The 15,683-nt window shown below is 68.1% G+C and carries 15 protein-coding genes; 9 read left to right on the top strand and 6 right to left on the bottom strand.

Translation table 11 applies throughout. The features are described from left to right. Positions 1-2: 2 nt before the first annotated feature. On the top strand, positions 3-1,436 hold the full coding sequence (locus QFZ83_RS09755; RefSeq protein ID WP_307505491.1) for an aldehyde dehydrogenase family protein: 1,434 nt from the start codon (positions 3-5) through the stop codon (positions 1,434-1,436). A 23-nt stretch (positions 1,437-1,459) separates the two neighbouring features. Here QFZ83_RS09755 and QFZ83_RS09750 read toward each other — a convergent pair whose 3' ends face one another. Next, positions 1,460-2,323, bottom strand: a complete 864-nt coding sequence (locus QFZ83_RS09750) for a ZIP family metal transporter (RefSeq protein ID WP_307512675.1) — start codon at positions 2,321-2,323, stop codon at positions 1,460-1,462. A 77-nt stretch (positions 2,324-2,400) separates the two neighbouring features. Then, complete coding sequence (locus QFZ83_RS09745) at positions 2,401-3,090, bottom strand: superoxide dismutase (RefSeq protein WP_373423449.1); 690 nt, start codon at positions 3,088-3,090, stop codon at positions 2,401-2,403. A gap of 146 nt (positions 3,091-3,236) precedes the next feature. Here QFZ83_RS09745 and QFZ83_RS09740 point away from each other — a divergent pair, with 146 nt between their 5' ends. From QFZ83_RS09740 to glp, 5 genes are all read left to right on the top strand, one after another. Continuing rightward, on the top strand, positions 3,237-3,941 hold the full coding sequence (locus tag QFZ83_RS09740; RefSeq protein WP_307505488.1) for a hypothetical protein: 705 nt from the start codon (positions 3,237-3,239) through the stop codon (positions 3,939-3,941). An 85-nt stretch (positions 3,942-4,026) separates the two neighbouring features. Next, positions 4,027-5,310, top strand: a complete 1,284-nt coding sequence (locus tag QFZ83_RS09735) for a serine hydrolase (protein WP_307505486.1) — start codon at positions 4,027-4,029, stop codon at positions 5,308-5,310. Positions 5,311-5,367: 57 nt separating this feature from the next. Beyond that, positions 5,368-6,528, top strand: a complete 1,161-nt coding sequence (gene moaA, locus QFZ83_RS09730) for a GTP 3',8-cyclase MoaA (RefSeq protein ID WP_307505484.1) — start codon at positions 5,368-5,370, stop codon at positions 6,526-6,528. A 14-nt stretch (positions 6,529-6,542) separates the two neighbouring features. Beyond that, positions 6,543-7,181 carry a molybdenum cofactor guanylyltransferase MobA gene (mobA, locus tag QFZ83_RS09725; RefSeq protein WP_307505482.1) on the top strand — a complete coding sequence of 213 codons (639 nt, stop codon included), beginning with the start codon at positions 6,543-6,545 and terminating at the stop codon, positions 7,179-7,181. Further along, positions 7,178-8,494: a gephyrin-like molybdotransferase Glp gene (gene glp / locus QFZ83_RS09720; RefSeq protein WP_307505479.1), complete on the top strand. Its 1,317-nt coding sequence runs from the start codon at positions 7,178-7,180 to the stop codon at positions 8,492-8,494. The genes mobA and glp overlap by 4 nt, the downstream gene beginning before the upstream one ends. A gap of 13 nt (positions 8,495-8,507) precedes the next feature. Here glp and rnhA read toward each other — a convergent pair whose 3' ends face one another. Then, a complete protein-coding gene (gene rnhA, locus QFZ83_RS09715; RefSeq protein ID WP_042576760.1) occupies positions 8,508-8,957 on the bottom strand; it encodes a ribonuclease HI in 450 nt (149 codons plus the stop codon). Positions 8,958-8,986: 29 nt separating this feature from the next. After that, the gene (locus QFZ83_RS09710; RefSeq protein ID WP_307505474.1) at positions 8,987-9,760 is read right to left on the bottom strand and encodes a class I SAM-dependent methyltransferase; all 774 of its coding nucleotides are present in this window, start codon (positions 9,758-9,760) and stop codon (positions 8,987-8,989) included. Here QFZ83_RS09710 and gloB point away from each other — a divergent pair. The 3 genes from gloB (at position 9,759) to QFZ83_RS09695 (ending at position 13,996) form a co-directional block, all read left to right on the top strand. Beyond that, positions 9,759-10,538: a hydroxyacylglutathione hydrolase gene (gloB, locus tag QFZ83_RS09705; RefSeq protein WP_307505471.1), complete on the top strand. Its 780-nt coding sequence runs from the start codon at positions 9,759-9,761 to the stop codon at positions 10,536-10,538. The two genes, QFZ83_RS09710 and gloB, sit on opposite strands and share 2 nt — an antisense overlap. Beyond that, complete coding sequence (locus QFZ83_RS09700) at positions 10,535-12,148, top strand: transglycosylase SLT domain-containing protein (RefSeq protein ID WP_306878275.1); 1,614 nt, start codon at positions 10,535-10,537, stop codon at positions 12,146-12,148. Before gloB ends, QFZ83_RS09700 begins: the two co-directional genes overlap by 4 nt. Positions 12,149-12,232: 84 nt before the next feature. Beyond that, entirely contained in the window at positions 12,233-13,996 is a 1,764-nt protein-coding gene (locus tag QFZ83_RS09695; protein ID WP_307505468.1) for a monovalent cation:proton antiporter-2 (CPA2) family protein, read from the top strand. 29 nt (positions 13,997-14,025) lie between these two features. On the opposite strand, the gene QFZ83_RS09690 is transcribed toward QFZ83_RS09695, so the two are convergent. Next, the gene (locus QFZ83_RS09690) at positions 14,026-14,859 is read right to left on the bottom strand and encodes an ABC transporter permease (protein ID WP_306878277.1); all 834 of its coding nucleotides are present in this window, start codon (positions 14,857-14,859) and stop codon (positions 14,026-14,028) included. Continuing rightward, positions 14,856-15,671 carry an ABC transporter ATP-binding protein gene (locus QFZ83_RS09685; protein WP_307505465.1) on the bottom strand — a complete coding sequence of 272 codons (816 nt, stop codon included), beginning with the start codon at positions 15,669-15,671 and terminating at the stop codon, positions 14,856-14,858. The genes QFZ83_RS09690 and QFZ83_RS09685 overlap by 4 nt, the downstream gene beginning before the upstream one ends. Positions 15,672-15,683 lie beyond the last annotated feature (12 nt).

Raw genomic sequence — 15,683 nt, 5'->3', positions numbered from 1 at the left:
CCATGCAGCTCAACTACATCGCCAACGCCGACGTCCCGTCCGCCTCCGGCCGCACCCTCCCCGTCATCGACCCCTCCGACGGCCAGCCGTTCGACGAAATCCAGCGCAGCAACGCCGCCGACATCGATTCCGCCGTGCGCGCCGCGCGCGACTGTTTCGAGGGCGTGTGGCACAAGGTCAGCGCCGCCGACCGCAGCCGTCTGCTCTACAAGCTCTCCCAGAAGATCGCCGAGCACGTCGACGAGCTAGCGCTGATCGAGCAGCGCGACTGCGGCAAGCCCGTGAAACAAGCGCGCGCCGATGCGGTGGCGCTCGTGCGTTATTTCGAGTTCTACGCCGGTGCCTGCGACAAGCTGCACGGCGAAACCATCCCCTACCAGGACGGCTACAGCGTCTTCACCTGGCGCGAGCCGCACGGCGTCACCGGGCACATCATTCCGTGGAACTACCCGATGCAGATCTTCGGGCGCAGCGTGGGCGGTGCGCTGGCCGCGGGCAACGTGTGCGTGGTGAAGCCGGCCGAGGACGCCTGCCTCTCACTGATCCGCGTGGCGCAACTGGCGGCCGAAGTCGGTTTTCCGGCCGGCGCGCTGAACATCGTGACGGGCTACGGCCACGAGGTGGGCGACGCGCTCGCGCGGCACGAAGGCATCGACCACATCAGCTTCACCGGCAGCCCGAAGATCGGCACGCTGATCCAGCAGGTGGCGGCCGAGCGGCATTGCCCGGTCACGCTCGAGCTGGGCGGCAAGAGCCCGCAGATCATCTTTGCGGATGCCGATCTCGATGCGGCCATTCCGGTCGTCATCAACGCCATCGTGCAGAACGCCGGCCAGACCTGCTCGGCCGGCTCGCGCGTGCTGATCCAGCGCAGCATTTACGAGCCGCTGCTCGAACGCTTGGGCCATGCCTTCGAAGCCTTGCGCGTCGGCCCCGCGGCCATGGACCTCGACGTCGGTCCGCTGATCCGCCAGACGCAGCAGCAGCGCGTGTGGGACTTCTTGAGCGACGCCCAGCACGCCGGCATCCCGATGGTGGCGCAGGGCATCGTCGTCGAGGAAGCACCCGAAACCGGCTTCTACCAGGCACCCACGCTGCTGCGCGACGTTCCGGTCGGCCACCGTCTTGCGCAGGAAGAAGTGTTCGGCCCGGTGCTCGCGGCGATGCAGTTCGCCGACGAAGACGAAGCGGTTGCGCTCGCCAACGCCACGCAGTTCGGCCTAGTCGCCGGCGTGTGGACCGCCGATGGTTCGCGCCAGTTCCGCATGGCTCGGCGCGTGCGCAGCGGGCAGGTGTTCATCAACAACTACGGTGCGGGTGGCGGCGTCGAACTGCCTTTCGGCGGTATGAAGTCGTCAGGCTACGGCCGTGAAAAGGGCTTCGAGGCGCTGTACGGTTTCACGACACTGAAGACAGTCGCCGTCAAGCACGGCTGACGCCGAGCGGCGCCGCCTGGGCTTCAGCCCAGCGCGGTGTCCAGCAACATCATCAGCACGAAGCCAAGCATCAGCCCGCTGGTCGCAAAAGCTTCGTGCCCCTTGCGATGCGACTCCGGAATGATCTCGTGGCTGATGACGAACAGCATCGCGCCCGCCGCGAACCCCAGTCCCCACGGCAGCAACAGCGCCGAGTGGCCGACGACCGCGGCGCCCAGCACGGCGCCCAGCGGCTCGACCAGCCCCGACGCCATGCCGATCACCACCGCGAACCAGCGCTTGTAGCCTGCCGCCAGCAAGGCCACCGCGACCACCAGCCCCTCCGGCACGTCCTGGATCGCGATGCCGGTGGCCAGCGCATCCGCGCGCAGCCCGTTGTTGCCCGCATAGCCCACGCCGATGGCCAGGCCTTCCGGCACGTTGTGCAGCGCGATCGCGAACACGAAGAGCCAGGTGCGCCGCAGTTGCTTGGCCGACTGCCCTTCGCGCCCCTTGATGAAATGCTCGTGCGGCAGCACGCGGTCCATCACCATGAGCACGACGCCGCCCAGCAGGATGGCCGCGCCGATCACGCCGCCCGCGGCCCAACTGCCGCCGCCGAAAACGCCGATGTTCTTCGCCGCGTCGAGGCCGGGAATGATCAGCGAGAAGGCGCAGGCCGCCAGCATCACGCCGGCGCCGAAACCGAAGAGCGTGTCCTGCAGCCGCTCGGGCAGCTTCTGCGAGAACACCACGGGCAGCGTGCCCAGCGCGGTTGCCAGCGCGGCGACCGACCCGCCGAGCAAGGCGTTCCACACCACCGGGTCGGACCGCACGAACTGCCAGAACTGCGACGCCAGCGCCAGCGCGCCGGCGGTGACGATCGCCAGCCCGACCCATTCGCGCATCGAAGGTGTGGGCCTCGACCGCGCCGTCGCGAATGTCGCCTGCGGATGTTGCGGCTCGTCGTTCATGGGCAATGTCCTCAGTCGCGAATGGCCGCGAGGGCGGCGGCATGGCGCCGGGCCACCTCGGCCCAGTTCACGACGTTGTAGAAGGCCGCGATGTATTCGGGGCGGCGATTCTGGTACTTGAGGTAGTAGGCGTGCTCCCACACGTCCAGACCGAGGATCGGCGTGTTGCCCGAGCCGATGCCGCGCATCAGCGGGCTGTCCTGGTTGCCGCTGCTTTCCACCGCAAGCTTGCCGCCATTGGCGACCGTCAACCATGCCCAGCCGCTGCCGAAGCGCGTGAGCGCGGCCTTGGTGAAGGCTTCCTTGAAGGCGTCGAAACCGCCCAGGTCGGCGTCGATGGCCTTGGCGAGATCGCCCGCGGGCGCTCCGCCGCCGCCCTGGCCGACGGGTGCCATCACGGTCCAGAACAGGCTGTGGTTGGCATGCCCGCCGCCGTTGTTGCGCACCGGCGCGCGCAGCGCCTCGGGCAATTGCTCGATGTCGACGATCAGTTGCTCGACCGGCGTGCCTTCGTGCGGCGTGTCCTTGACGGCCGCATTGAGGTTGTTCACATAGGTCTGGTGGTGCTTGCCATGATGGATTTCCATCGTCTGCGCGTCGAGGTGCGGTTCGAGCGCATCGAAGGCATAGGGCAAGGCTGGCAGGGTGTACGGCACGGTCGAAAGCTCCTTGGTTGAAAGAGCCTTTTGCGTTGTCGACATGTGCGTACTCAGGCGCCCAGATGATAGTAATTCGCATTGGCGACGTCAAGACATCGCCTCGCGACATGCTGCAAACAAGCCAAGTCGGGTACCTGCCGCGACGAGCCCGATACACTGCCCCGCGTCCTTCGAAAGGCTTTGCACCGATGAAACTGCACCGCGCCCTGCCCCTCGTGCCGACCTTCCTGCTGCTGCTCTTCGGCGCGGGCCTCGCCAGCGCCCAACTGGCCACCCCGCCGGCCGGCGATTACATCTACGAAGGCGGCGGCGGCTCGCTGCAGGTCAAGCCGAACGGACGCTTCAACATCACCACGGTCGGCTCGAATGCCCACATGTGCACGCTCGACGGCACCATCGCGCGCGGCAAGGCCAAGATCGACGACACCGGCTGCGTGGTGAGCTTCACGCTCAAGGATGGCAACGTCGAGGTCAGCACGAACGGTTCCGACGACTGCCGCCAGAGCTGCGGCATGCGCGCCTCCTTCGAGGGCACCTTCATCAAGCCGACGCCGGCCTGCGCCGACAAGGCGGTGGCCGCCACCCGCAAGACCTTCAAGCGCCAGTACGACGCCAAGGACTACACCGCCGCCCTGGCCACCCTCGCCCCCGTGCTCGGCGATTGCGGCAAGACGCTCGACTGGATCAGCACGGGCCGCATCCGCAACGACCTGGCGATCACGCAGTTCAAGCTCGGCGACCGCGCCGCCTGCCTCAAGACGCTGGAGCCGCTGGCCGAAGACGCCGCCCGGACCGACCAGGGCGTGCGGGACAACTACCCGCCCGCCGACGCCGACGACATCCTGCCGGTGGTCCGCGCGACCCGCACGAACCTGAAGCTCTGCCGCGGCTAGCCAGCCCCGCAAAACAAGATTCCCAGACGGCGCCAAGACCGTCGCACCAGCCTTTCATCAACAACAAAAGGACGGAGACAACACCATGGATTTTTTCAAGCGCACCCTGCGCACGGCCGTGCTCGGCCTCGGCCTCGCGATGCCGCTCCTGGCGGCCGCGCAGTCGCTGCCGACCGCCTCTCCGGAGCGCGTCGGCCTTTCCACCGAGCGCCTGCAGATGCTCACCGACGTGCTCAAGGCCGACGTGGCCGCCGGCAAGATCCCCGGTGCGGTGCTGCTGGTGGCCCGCCAGGGCAAGGTGGCCTGGTTCGAGCCGGTCGGCAAGCTCGATGCGGCCGCGGGCACGCCGATGCAGCGCGACGGCATCTTCCGCATCTATTCGATGAGCAAGCCCATCACTTCGGTGGCCGCGATGATGCTGGTGGAAGACGGGCGCCTGAAGCTCGACGACCCGATCTCGACGTACCTGCCCGAATACGCCAGCATGACCGTGGGCGTCGAGAAGCCTGGTGCCGACGGCAAGCCGGTGCTCGAAACGGTGCCCGCGCGCAAGCCGATCACGGTGCAGGACCTGATGCGCCACACCTCGGGCCTGACCTACGGCTTCTTCGGGCCGGGGCTGGTCAAGCAGGCCTACAACGCGGCGGGCCTGGGCGCCAACGATCCGACCAACGCCGAGTTCTCGCAGCGCCTGGCCAAGCTGCCGCTGGCCTACCAGCCGGGCACCACCTGGGACTACAGCCAGTCGACCGACATCCTCGGCCGGGTGATCGAGGTGGTCTCGGGACAGTCGCTCTACCAGTTCGAGAAGGCGCGCCTCTTCGATCCGTTGGGCATGAAAGACACCACCTACTACGTGCCCGAGCCGGCGCGCCAGCCGCGCATTGCCGAACCACTGCCCACCGACCGCAGCTTCGGCGTGGGCGCCGACCTGAACGATCCGCGCATCGTGCGCAAGCTCGAGTCGGGCGGCGGCGGGTTGGTCTCGACGGCCGGCGACTACGCGCGTTTCCTGCAGATGCTCCTGAGCGGCGGCTCGCTCGACGGCAAGCGCTACCTGGGTCCGCGCACCATCGCGCTGATGACAGCCGACCATTCCAACGCGGGCGCCGGCATCGTGCCCGGCCCGCTCTACCTGCCGGGCGCGGGCTACGGTTTCGGCCTGGGCTTCGCGGTGCGCCGCAACGACGGCGAGGCGCCCTACCCCTCGGCCGGCGGCGAATACAACTGGGGCGGCGCGGGCGGCACCTACATGTGGGTGGACCCGAAAAACGAGATGTTCGTCGTGCTGATGCTGCAGTCGCCGAAATACCGGACACATTACAGAACATTGACCCGGGACATGATTTATGCGGCGGTGATCAAGTAGCCTGCGTCCAACGGGCCCTTGAGGCCTGGCGCAAAATCGGGGGCTCCCCACCCAGCCATGAAGAACAGCAGCAGCCACAGCACCGTCATCCCGATCTCCCGGATCGGCCGCACGCCACCCGCCGTGGCCGTGCCGGACATCGCCGTGCCCGCCACCGGACTGCTGCACGACCGCCTGGGCCGCCCGCTCACCGACCTGCGCATCAGCGTGACCGACCGCTGCAACTTCCGCTGCAGCTACTGCATGCCCAAGGACGTGTTCGACAAGGACTACAAGTACCTGCCGCACAGCGCGCTCCTGAGCTTCGAGGAAATGACGCGCCTGGCCCGACTGTTCGCCGCGCACGGCGTGCGCAAGATCCGGCTCACCGGCGGCGAGCCGCTGCTGCGCAAGAACATCGAGGCGCTGATCGAGCAACTGGCCGAAATCCGCACGCCCGACGGCGCACCGCTGGAGCTCACCCTCACCACCAACGGCTCCCTCCTCGCCCGCAAGGCCGCCGCGCTCAAGGCCGCCGGCCTGCAGCGCGTGACGGTGAGCCTGGACAGCCTGGACGACGCCGTCTTCCGCCACATGAACGACGTCGATTTCCCGGTGGCCGACGTGCTGGCCGGCATCGACGCAGCCCGGGCCGCGGGCCTCGGCCCCATCAAGGTCAACATGGTGGTCAAGCGCGGCACCAACGAGCAGGAAATCCTGCCGATGGCGCGCTACTTCCGCGAGCACCATGGCGGCAGCGTGGTGCTGCGATTCATCGAATACATGGACGTGGGCGCCACCAACGGCTGGCGCATGGACGAGGTGCTGCCCTCGGCCGATGTCATTGCGCGCATCGCCGGCGAATTCCCGCTGGTGCCGCTCGAAGCCACGACCCCCGGCGAAACTGCCCAGCGCTGGGCGTATGCCGACGGCGGCGGCGAAGTCGGCGTGATCAGCAGCGTGACCCAGGCCTTCTGCCACGACTGCAGTCGCGCGCGCCTGTCGACCGAGGGCAAGCTGTACCTCTGCCTCTTCGCCAGCGCCGGCCACGACCTGCGTCCGCTGCTGCGCGGCACTGCCAGCGACGATGACATCAGCTCCGCCATCGGCCACATCTGGCAGGGCCGGGCCGACCGCTATTCCGAGCTGCGCGCCCTGCGCGGCCCCGACAGCACCGATCACGGCGATGCAACCGACAAGGCGCCGCGCCGCGTCGAGATGAGCTACATCGGCGGATGACGGGGCCCGCCGCCATGCCTGCGCACCCCGCCATCACGCCCGCCGACATCACCGGCTTGCTGCTGGCCGGCGGACGCGGCTCCCGCATGGGCGGGGTCGACAAGGGCCTGCAGAACTTCAACGGCGTGCCGCTCGCCCTCCATGCGGTGCTGCGCCTGGGCGCGCAGGTCGGCCAGATGCTGATCAATGCCAACCGCAACCTGGCGGCTTACGAAGCCTTCGGCGTTCCGGTATTGACCGACAGCCTTGCGGACTACCCGGGGCCGCTCGCGGGCTTCCTCACGGGTTTCGAGAATTGCGAGACGCCTTTCCTGCTCACCGTGCCTTGCGACACACCACGCTTTCCGACCGACCTGGCGGCGCGCTTGGCCGAAGCCCTGGAAGCCGACAACGCCGAGATCGCGATGGTCACCGCCCCCGATACCGAAGGCGGTGCAGCGCCCGTGCTGCGCCCGCAGCCCGTGTTCTGCTTGCTGCGCACCCATCTGCACGAAAGCCTGATGCGCTTCACCGAAGGCGGCGGCCGCAAAGTCCAGGCGTGGACCGCGCAACACCGCACCGTGTTCGTTCCTTTCGACCGGCCCGGCGATGCACCCGACGCCTTCTTCAACGCCAACACGCTCGCCGAATTGCAAGCCCTCGAAAATCGATGAGCAGCCTTGCCGACATCGCTGCAGCCCTCCCTCGCCATGACACGGACGCGCTGAGCGTCGATGCGGTCCAGGCCTCGCTGGCCCAACTGGTGGCGCCCCTCGTCGTCACGCAGCGCGAGAGCGTGTCCCTGCGCGAGGCGCTGGGCCGCGTGCTGGCCGAAGACCTCATCTCGCCCGTGAGCGTGCCGCCGCACGACAACTCGGCGATGGACGGCTACGCGTTCGATGGCGCGATCCTTCCGACCGACGCCCCCGCGGACCATTCCATCAAGCTGCGCGTGGTGGGCACCGCGCTCGCAGGTGCGACCTGGCGCGGCGCGCTGGCCCCGGGCGATGCGGTGCGCATCATGACCGGCGCGATGATGCCGGCCGGCCTCGACACCGTGATCCCGCAGGAGTTCTGCCAGGTCGAGGGCGACGTGGTGAGTTTTCCCGACCGCGTGCTGCGCCGCGGCGACAACCGCCGCTTCGCGGGCGAAGACCTCATGAAAGGCCAGCCTGCCCTCAAACGCGGCGAACGTCTCTCGCCGGCCGCGCTTGGCATGGTCGCGAGCCTCGGCCTGCCCGGCGTGCCGGCACTGCGAAAGTTGCGCGTCGCCTACTTCTCGACCGGCGACGAGATCCTCTGCATCGGCGAGCCGCCCCGCGAAGGCGCGGTGTACGACAGCAACCGCTACACCGTGTTCGGCTTGCTCACGCGGCTGGGCTGCGAGGTGATCGACCTCGGCCTCGTGCACGACGATCCCGTCACGCTGGCCGCGACACTGAAGCGCGCCGCGCGCGAAGCCGATGCGATCGTCACCAGTGGCGGCGTGAGCGTCGGCGCCGCAGACCACACGCGCGATGTGATGCAGCAGATCGGCGAGATGGCCTTCTGGCATGTCGCGATGCGACCCGGCCGGCCGCTGGCGGTGGGCCTGATTCCACGCGAGGGCGAAGAGCACTCCGGCCCGGCCGTGCTGTTCGGCCTGCCCGGCAATCCAGTGGCCGTGATGGTCACTTTTCTCGCCTTTGTGCGGCCTGCGTTGCTGCGGATGATGGGCTGCCACGATGCGTCCTCGGCACCTCCGCCGCTGCTGCGCGCACGCAGTGCCGGGCCGATCCGCAAGAAGCCCGGGCGCACCGAATACCAGCGGGGGTTCGTGAAGGCCGTGGCGGGCTCATTGCCCGAGGTCCGCGTCGCGGGCAACCAGGGTTCGGGCGTGCTGAGCTCGATGGTCGAGGCCAACGGGCTCGTGGTGCTGCATCACGACCAGGGCCACGTCGCCGCCGGCGAAGAGGTCGACGTGATGCTGTTCGACGGCGTGATCTAAGCCGTCGTCGTCTTCAGATCCGCCCCAGCGCCTTGTCCACGCCCTTGTTGGCGAGCATGTCGGCGCGTTCGTTGCCGGGGTCGCCCGAGTGGCCCTTGACCCAGCGCCATTCGATCGTGTGGCCGCCCTCGGCCACCAGCTTGTCCAGCCGCTGCCAGAGCTCGACGTTCTTCACCGGCTGCTTGCTGGCGGTCATCCAGCCCTTGGCCTTCCAGCCGCGGATCCATTCGGTGATGCCCATGCGCACGTACTGGCTGTCCAGGTAGAGCAGCACCTTGCACGGGCGCTTGAGCGCGGCGAGGCCTTCGATGACCGCGGTCAGCTCCATGCGGTTGTTGGTGGTGTTGAGTTCGCCGCCGAACAGTTCCTTTTCGGTGGCGCCCGACTTGAGCCACGCGCCCCAGCCCCCGGGTCCGGGGTTGCCCTTGCATGCACCATCGGTGTAGATCACGACTTCGTTCAAGCTCTCTTTTCCTTGTTTCTCTGTTCAATTCAATCCGTTTGATCCCGCTGCTGTCGATGCACCTTGCCCGCGATCGACACCGGCGCCGTGGCGCGTGCAGCGGCGCGGCGCCAGTCGGCGCTCAGGAGGCGCATGCCGCGCACCCGCTTCACCGCCACCAGGAAATATGCCGCGCCGAAGATCGGCCACCAGCGCTCGCCGGCCTTGTCCATCCAGCGGCAGCGCTCGAGCCAGGCGTCGCTGCGCACGGCAGGACGGTAGATGCCGAAGCGCCCCGATTCCACCTCGAAGCTCAGGAGCCGCAGCCAGTCGCGCATGCGCCAGTAGCCGATGAACTCCCCGCCTTCGGGCAGGTAGAGATCGCCGACGCCGAGCTTGCGGTACACGTGCGCGCGCCGCTGGCGCATGCCCCAGAGGCTCGCCGGATTGAGCCCGCAGATCACCACGCGGCCCTCGGGCACCAGCACCCGCTCGACCTCGCGCAGCGTGGCGTGCGGATCGGGGCTGAGTTCCAGCGCATGCGGCATCACCACGAGGTCGAGGCTGTTGGCCGCGAACGGCAGCGCCGTGAAGTCGGTCAGCAGCGTGGCCTTGGCCGGGCGCATCGGATCGCTCAGCGCCAGCCAGCGGTGCGGCATGCGGTTGGTGCGCAGGCCCTCGACTTCGGGTGCGCCCAGTTGCAGCGCGTGATAGCCGAACACATCGGCCACCGCCTGGTCGAACTGGGCCTGCTCCCACGCGAGGAGGTAGCGTCCCGGGGGGGTCGCGAACCAATCCTGCAAACCTATAATTTGACCGCTCATGACCCTCGTTCCGCTGCCCGCCTTCGCTGACAACTACATCTGGATGCTGCACGACGGGTCCAGCGCCATCGTCGTGGATCCGGGCGACGCCCAACCGGTGTTCGATGCGCTGGCGCACCACAAGCTGCAGCTGGCCGCGATTCTAGTCACGCACCACCACGCCGATCACACGGGCGGCGTGGCCGCACTGCATGCCGCCACGGGCGCGCCGGTGCACGGTCCCGCCCGCGAACGCATCCCCGAGCCCTTCACGCCGTACGTGCAAGGCGACATCGCCCAAGCGCTCGGCCTTCGCTTCGAAGTGATCGACGTGCCGGGCCACACGGCCGGCCACATCGCCTACTTTCTTCCCGCTGCAGAAGACCGCGAGCCATTGCTCTTTTGCGGCGACACGCTCTTCTCGGGCGGCTGCGGTCGCCTCTTCGAAGGCACGCCCGCGCAGATGCTGGCCTCGCTCGACGCACTCGCCGCACTGCCCGACGACACGCGCGTGTGCTGTGCCCACGAATACACACTTGCTAACCTGCGTTTCGCTCGCGCGGTGGAACCGGGCAACGCCGATCTGACTCACTACAACGCGCGTTGCGAAAGCCTGCGCGCACAGGGGCAGCCCACGCTGCCCTCGCAGTTGGCGACCGAACGCCTGATCAACCCCTTTCTTCGCAGCCGCGAAGCCACTGTCCTTCGAGCGGTGCGCGCGCACGCCGAGCTTTCCGCCAACGCGGCCGAAGCCGATGTGTTCGCCGCACTGCGCCAATGGAAAAACGACTTCCGATGAAATTTATCGCTGCCACCTGCCTTGCAGGTTCACTGGTGCTCGCAGGCTGCGCGGCACCGACCGACAACAACTCCTCATCCAGCACTTCCCCCAAGACCGGCACCACGGCCGGCGGCACCGGCTCCAAGGTCGCCGGCAGCGCGGCCCCCGTCTACCCGCGTGACGCCCTCTCGCCCCTCTCCAGCGGCGAGGCCCACTCGCAGAGCGTGGTCACGCTGGCTCCGCCGACCGACATGTGGGACCGCATCCGTCGCGGCTTCAAGATGCCCAACCTCGAGAGCGACTTGGTGCGCGACCGCGAGCAGTGGTACGCCAGCCGGCCCGACTACATCCAGCGCATGACCGAGCGCTCGAACAAGTACATGTTCCACATCGTCGAGGAACTCGAGCGGCGCAACATGCCGACCGAACTCGCGCTGCTGCCGTACATCGAGAGCGCGTTCAACCCGCAGGCCGTCTCCAGTGCACGCGCCGCGGGCATGTGGCAGTTCATGCCGGCCACCGGCACCGACTTCGACCTGAAGCAGAACATCTTCCGCGACGACCGCCGCGACGTGCTGGCCTCCACCCGCGCCGCGCTCGACTACCTGCAGAAGCTCTACGGCATGTTCGGCGACTGGCAGCTCGCACTGGCCGCCTACAACTGGGGCGAAGGCAGCGTGAGCCGCGCCATCGCCAAGAACCAGCGCGCCGGATTGCCCACCACCTACAGCGACCTCAACATGCCGGCCGAGACGCGGCTGTACGTGCCCAAGCTGCAGGCGGTGAAGAACATCGTGGCCAATCCGCAGGCCTTCAACGCCGAGCTGCCGCTGATCGCCAACCACCCGTACTTCCAGACCGTCACGCTCACCCGCGACCTCGACGTCGAACTGGCGGCCAAGCTGGCCGACGTGCGCATCGAAGACTTCCGTGCGCTCAACCCCGCCGCGCACAAGCCGGTGCTGATCGCCGCGGGCACGCCGCAGATCCTGCTGCCCTGGGACAACGCGGCCGTGTTCCAGCGCAACTTCGACGCCTACTCGCAAGGCCAGTACGCGAGCTGGACCGCCTGGGTCGTGCCCAACACCATGACGGTGGCCGACGCCGCCCAGCGCTCGGGCATGAGCGAGAGCGACCTGCGCGCGATGAACAACGTGCCGCCGCGCATGCTCATCAAGGCAGGCTCCACGCTCATCGTGCCGCGCGGCGCCCGCGTGAAGGAAGACGTGGCTGCCGTGGTCGCCGATGGCGGCCACCTGAGCTTTCAGCCCGAAATCGTCAACCGCCGCACCACCGTGAAGGCCGGCCGCAACGACAGCGTGGCGACCATCGCCCGCCGCTACAAGCTCGCGCCCTCCAACGTGGCCGAGTGGAACGACGTGAAGCCCAACCACGCATTCAAGCGCGGCTACAGCGTCGTGGTGTACCTGCCGGTGCGCGCGGCACCGGCCGCTCGGGTCGGCGCCGGCGTGGCGGTGGCGCGCGGCCATGCCGCGGCGTCCTCGAAGCGCAGCAGCGCACCTGCTCAAGCCAACACGGCCCGCGGCAAGAACGTCGTGAAGGTGCCGGCCGGCAAGCAGGTCGTGCGCGAGAAGCGCGGCGGCACGCCGTCGAAAAAGAAGCGCTGAGAAAGCGCAAAAAAAAGGCGCTGAGGAAGCGCTGCCTCCCACCGGCGGGCAGCGCCGGAACACAACAAAAGGGAGGGCCATGCCATGGCTGTTGAAGGAAGCGCGGGCGATCTCGTCAAGGTCGTCACGCTGTTGGGAGCCGCGGTCGTCGCCGTTCCCCTTTTCAAGCGGCTGGGCCTCGGCTCGGTCCTGGGTTACCTGGCCGCGGGGCTGGCCATCGGCCCGTTCGGCTTTGGGCTTTTCACCGATCCGCAGACGATCCTTCACACCGCCGAACTCGGCGTGGTGATGTTCCTGTTCGTGATCGGGCTGGAGATGCGGCCCTCGCACCTCTGGAGCATGCGCCGCGACATCTTCGGCCTCGGCAGCCTGCAGGTGGTGGTGTGCGGCATCCTGCTCACCGGCGTCGGCATGGCCTTCGGCTTTCCGCTGGCCGTGTCGTTCGTCTGCGCGATGGGCTTCGTGCTCACCTCCACCGCCATCGTGATGCAGCTGCTCGGCGAACGCGGCGACATCGCCGCACCGCGCGGGCAGAAGATCGTCGCTGTCCTGCTCTTCGAAGACCTCTTGATCGTGCCACTCCTGGCCATCGTCGCCTTCATCGCGCCAGTGGATGCGGCGCAGCAGGCCGTCGCGCCCTCGCGCTGGATCGGTGTCGGCATCGCCGCGGGCGCGCTTGCCGCGCTGGTGGCTGCGGGCGTGTGGCTGCTCAATCCGTTGTTCCGCATCCTGGCCAACTCCAAGGCGCGCGAGGTCATGACGGCCGCGGCGCTGCTGGTGGTGCTGGGCGCCGCACTGCTGATGCAGCTGGGTGGGCTGTCGATGGCCATGGGCGCGTTCCTCGCGGGCGTGCTGCTGTCGGAATCGACCTTCCGCCACCAGCTCGAGGCCGACGTCGAACCCTTCCGCGGCCTGCTGCTGGGCCTGTTCTTCATCGGCGTGGGCATGTCGCTCGACCTCGCGGTGGTGGCGCAGAACTGGCAGCTCATCGTGGCCGGCGTGGTGTCGATGATGGTGGTGAAGGCGCTGTGCATCTACGGCGTGGCGCGGCTCGCCAAGAGCTCGCCCGCCGACGCGCTCGACCGCGCGGTGCTGATGGCGCAGGGCGGCGAGTTCGCGTTCGTGCTGTTTTCCGCCGCGCTGGGCGCCAAGGTGATCAGCCCGACGGTCAACGCCAACATGACCGCGGTGGTGGTGCTGTCGATGGCGCTCACGCCGCTCGCAGTGCTCGCGCACCGCCGCTTCGCGCCGGCCTCGGCCGCCTCGATGGAGGGCGTCGAGAAGGCCGAGGGGCTGGCCGGCAACGTGCTGGTCATCGGCTTCGGCCGTTTCGGCCAGATCGCGATCCAGGGCGCGCTCGCGCGCGGCGCCTCGATCTCGATCATCGACACCGACACCCAGGTCATCCGCGACGCCGCCGAATTCGGCTTCAAGGTGTATTACGGCGACGGCTCACGCGCCGACGTGCTGCATGCCGCCGGTGCGCACAGCGCGCGGGTCGTCATGGTCTGCGTGGACGACAAGGCCGCGACCACGCGCATCGTCGAGCTGCTGAAGGCCGAGTTCCCGCATGCGCAGTTGCTGGTCCGCTCCTACGACCGCGAGCACATGCTGGAGATCGGCAAGCTCGACGTCGAGTTCCAGATCCGCGAAACCTTCGAATCGGCGATGGTCTTCGGCCGCCAGGGTGTGCTGGCACTCGGCGCCTCCAGCACGGAGGCCGACGAGGTCATCGGCGAACTGCGGCGGCGCGATGCGGAGCGCGTCGTGCTGGAGATGGCGGGCGGCATCTTCGCGGGCCGCGCGCTGGTGCAGGTGAACACGGAAGCCCACGGCAAGGGTGCCTGAGTCCCGGCGCGGCTGTGCGGCCGCGCGCTTCAGAGCTTCTCGGTCTCGCCGCTGCGCGGCTGCCATTTCATGAGGCGCTTCTCGATCATTCCCACGAGGCCGTCGAGCGCCAGCGCAAAGGCGGTGAGCACCACGATGCCGGCAAAGACGGTGTTGACGTCGAAGGTGCCCTCGGCCTGAAGAATCAGGTACCCCACGCCGCGCGCCGAGCCCAGGTACTCCCCCACCACCGCGCCCACGAAGGCCAGGCCCACCGAGGTGTGCAGGCTGGAGAACACCCAGCTCGTCGCGCTCGGCAGGTAGACGGTGCGCAGCAACTGCCGCTGGTTGGCGCCCAGCATCTTCGCGTTGGCCAGCACCACGGGGCTCACCTCGCGCACGCCCTGGTAGACGTTGAAGAACACGATGAAGAACACCAGCGTGACCGCCAGCGCCACCTTGCTCCAGATGCCGAGGCCGAACCACAGCGCGAAGATCGGCGCGAGGATCACGCGCGGCATCGAGTTGGCGGCCTTGATGTACGGATCGAGGATCAGGCTCGCGGTGGGCGCGAGCGCAAGCCAGAGCCCGCACGCCAGCCCCATCACGGTGCCGATGCCGAAGGCCAGCACCGTCTCCAAGAGCGTGGTGCCCAGGTGCCGGTAGATGTCGGCGTTGCCCTTCAGCCCCTCGGGAAACAGCAGGTTCGGCGGCACCTCGAACGGCAGGAACCAGCTCCAGATGCGGCCCGCCACCTGGATCGGCTCGCCGACGAAAAAGGCGAACTGCTGGTTGCGCGACGCCACATGCCAGCCCACCAGGATGAGCACCAGCAGCACCAGCTGCCAGAAGCGCGCATTGCGTTCGTTCAGGCGCGGGATCATGCGGCTTTCCTCAGTTGCTGCGCGTAGCCCTTGAGCACTTCGTCGCGCAGCACCTCCCAGATCTGCGTGTGCAGTTCGACGAAGCGCGGCTGCATGCGCACCTCGGCCACGTCGCGCGGGCGGGCCAGGTCGATGTCGAACTCGCCGATGGGATGCGTGGCCGGACCAGCCGACAGCACCACCACGCGGTCGCTCATCGCGATGGCTTCGTCCAGGTCGTGCGTGATGAAGAGCACCGCCTTCTTCTTCGCGCTCCAGATCTCGAGCACTTCGTTCTCCATCAACTGGCGCGTCTGGATGTCGAGTGCGCTGAAGGGCTCGTCCATGAGGATGATGTCGGGGTCGAGCACCAGCGTCTGCGCCAGCGCCACGCGCTTGCGCATGCCGCCGGAAAGCTGGTGCGGATAGCGATCGCCGAAGCCCGAGAGCCCCACGCGCGAGAGCCACGCCTCGGCCTGCTCACGCGCATCGGCATCGGACACGCCGCGGTACTGCAGCCCCACCATCACGTTGGCAACAGCGCTGCGCCACGGCATCAGCGCCTCGGTCTGGAACATGTAGCCCGCGCGTGCATTGACGCCCGCAAGCGTCTCGCCGAACACCTTGACCGTGCCCGACGACGGTTCGAGCAGCCCCGCGCCCACGTTCAGCAGCGTCGACTTGCCGCATCCCGTAGGCCCGACCACCGAGACGAACTCGCCGGCCTTGATGCGCAGCGTGGTGTCGGCGACCGCGGTGTAGCGCTGGCCCGGGTCGTCCTTCGAGTGGAAGGTGCAACTGATGGAGAGGAGTTCGAGTGCGTGGTCGGACATGTCTGCAGGATT

This window comes from Variovorax sp. W1I1 (assembly GCF_030815625.1).
Taxonomy (GTDB): Bacteria; Pseudomonadota; Gammaproteobacteria; order Burkholderiales; family Burkholderiaceae_C; genus Variovorax; species Variovorax paradoxus_C.
Note: the sequence above shows the minus strand (reverse complement) of the source record. Positions and strands in the feature narration are given on the sequence as shown.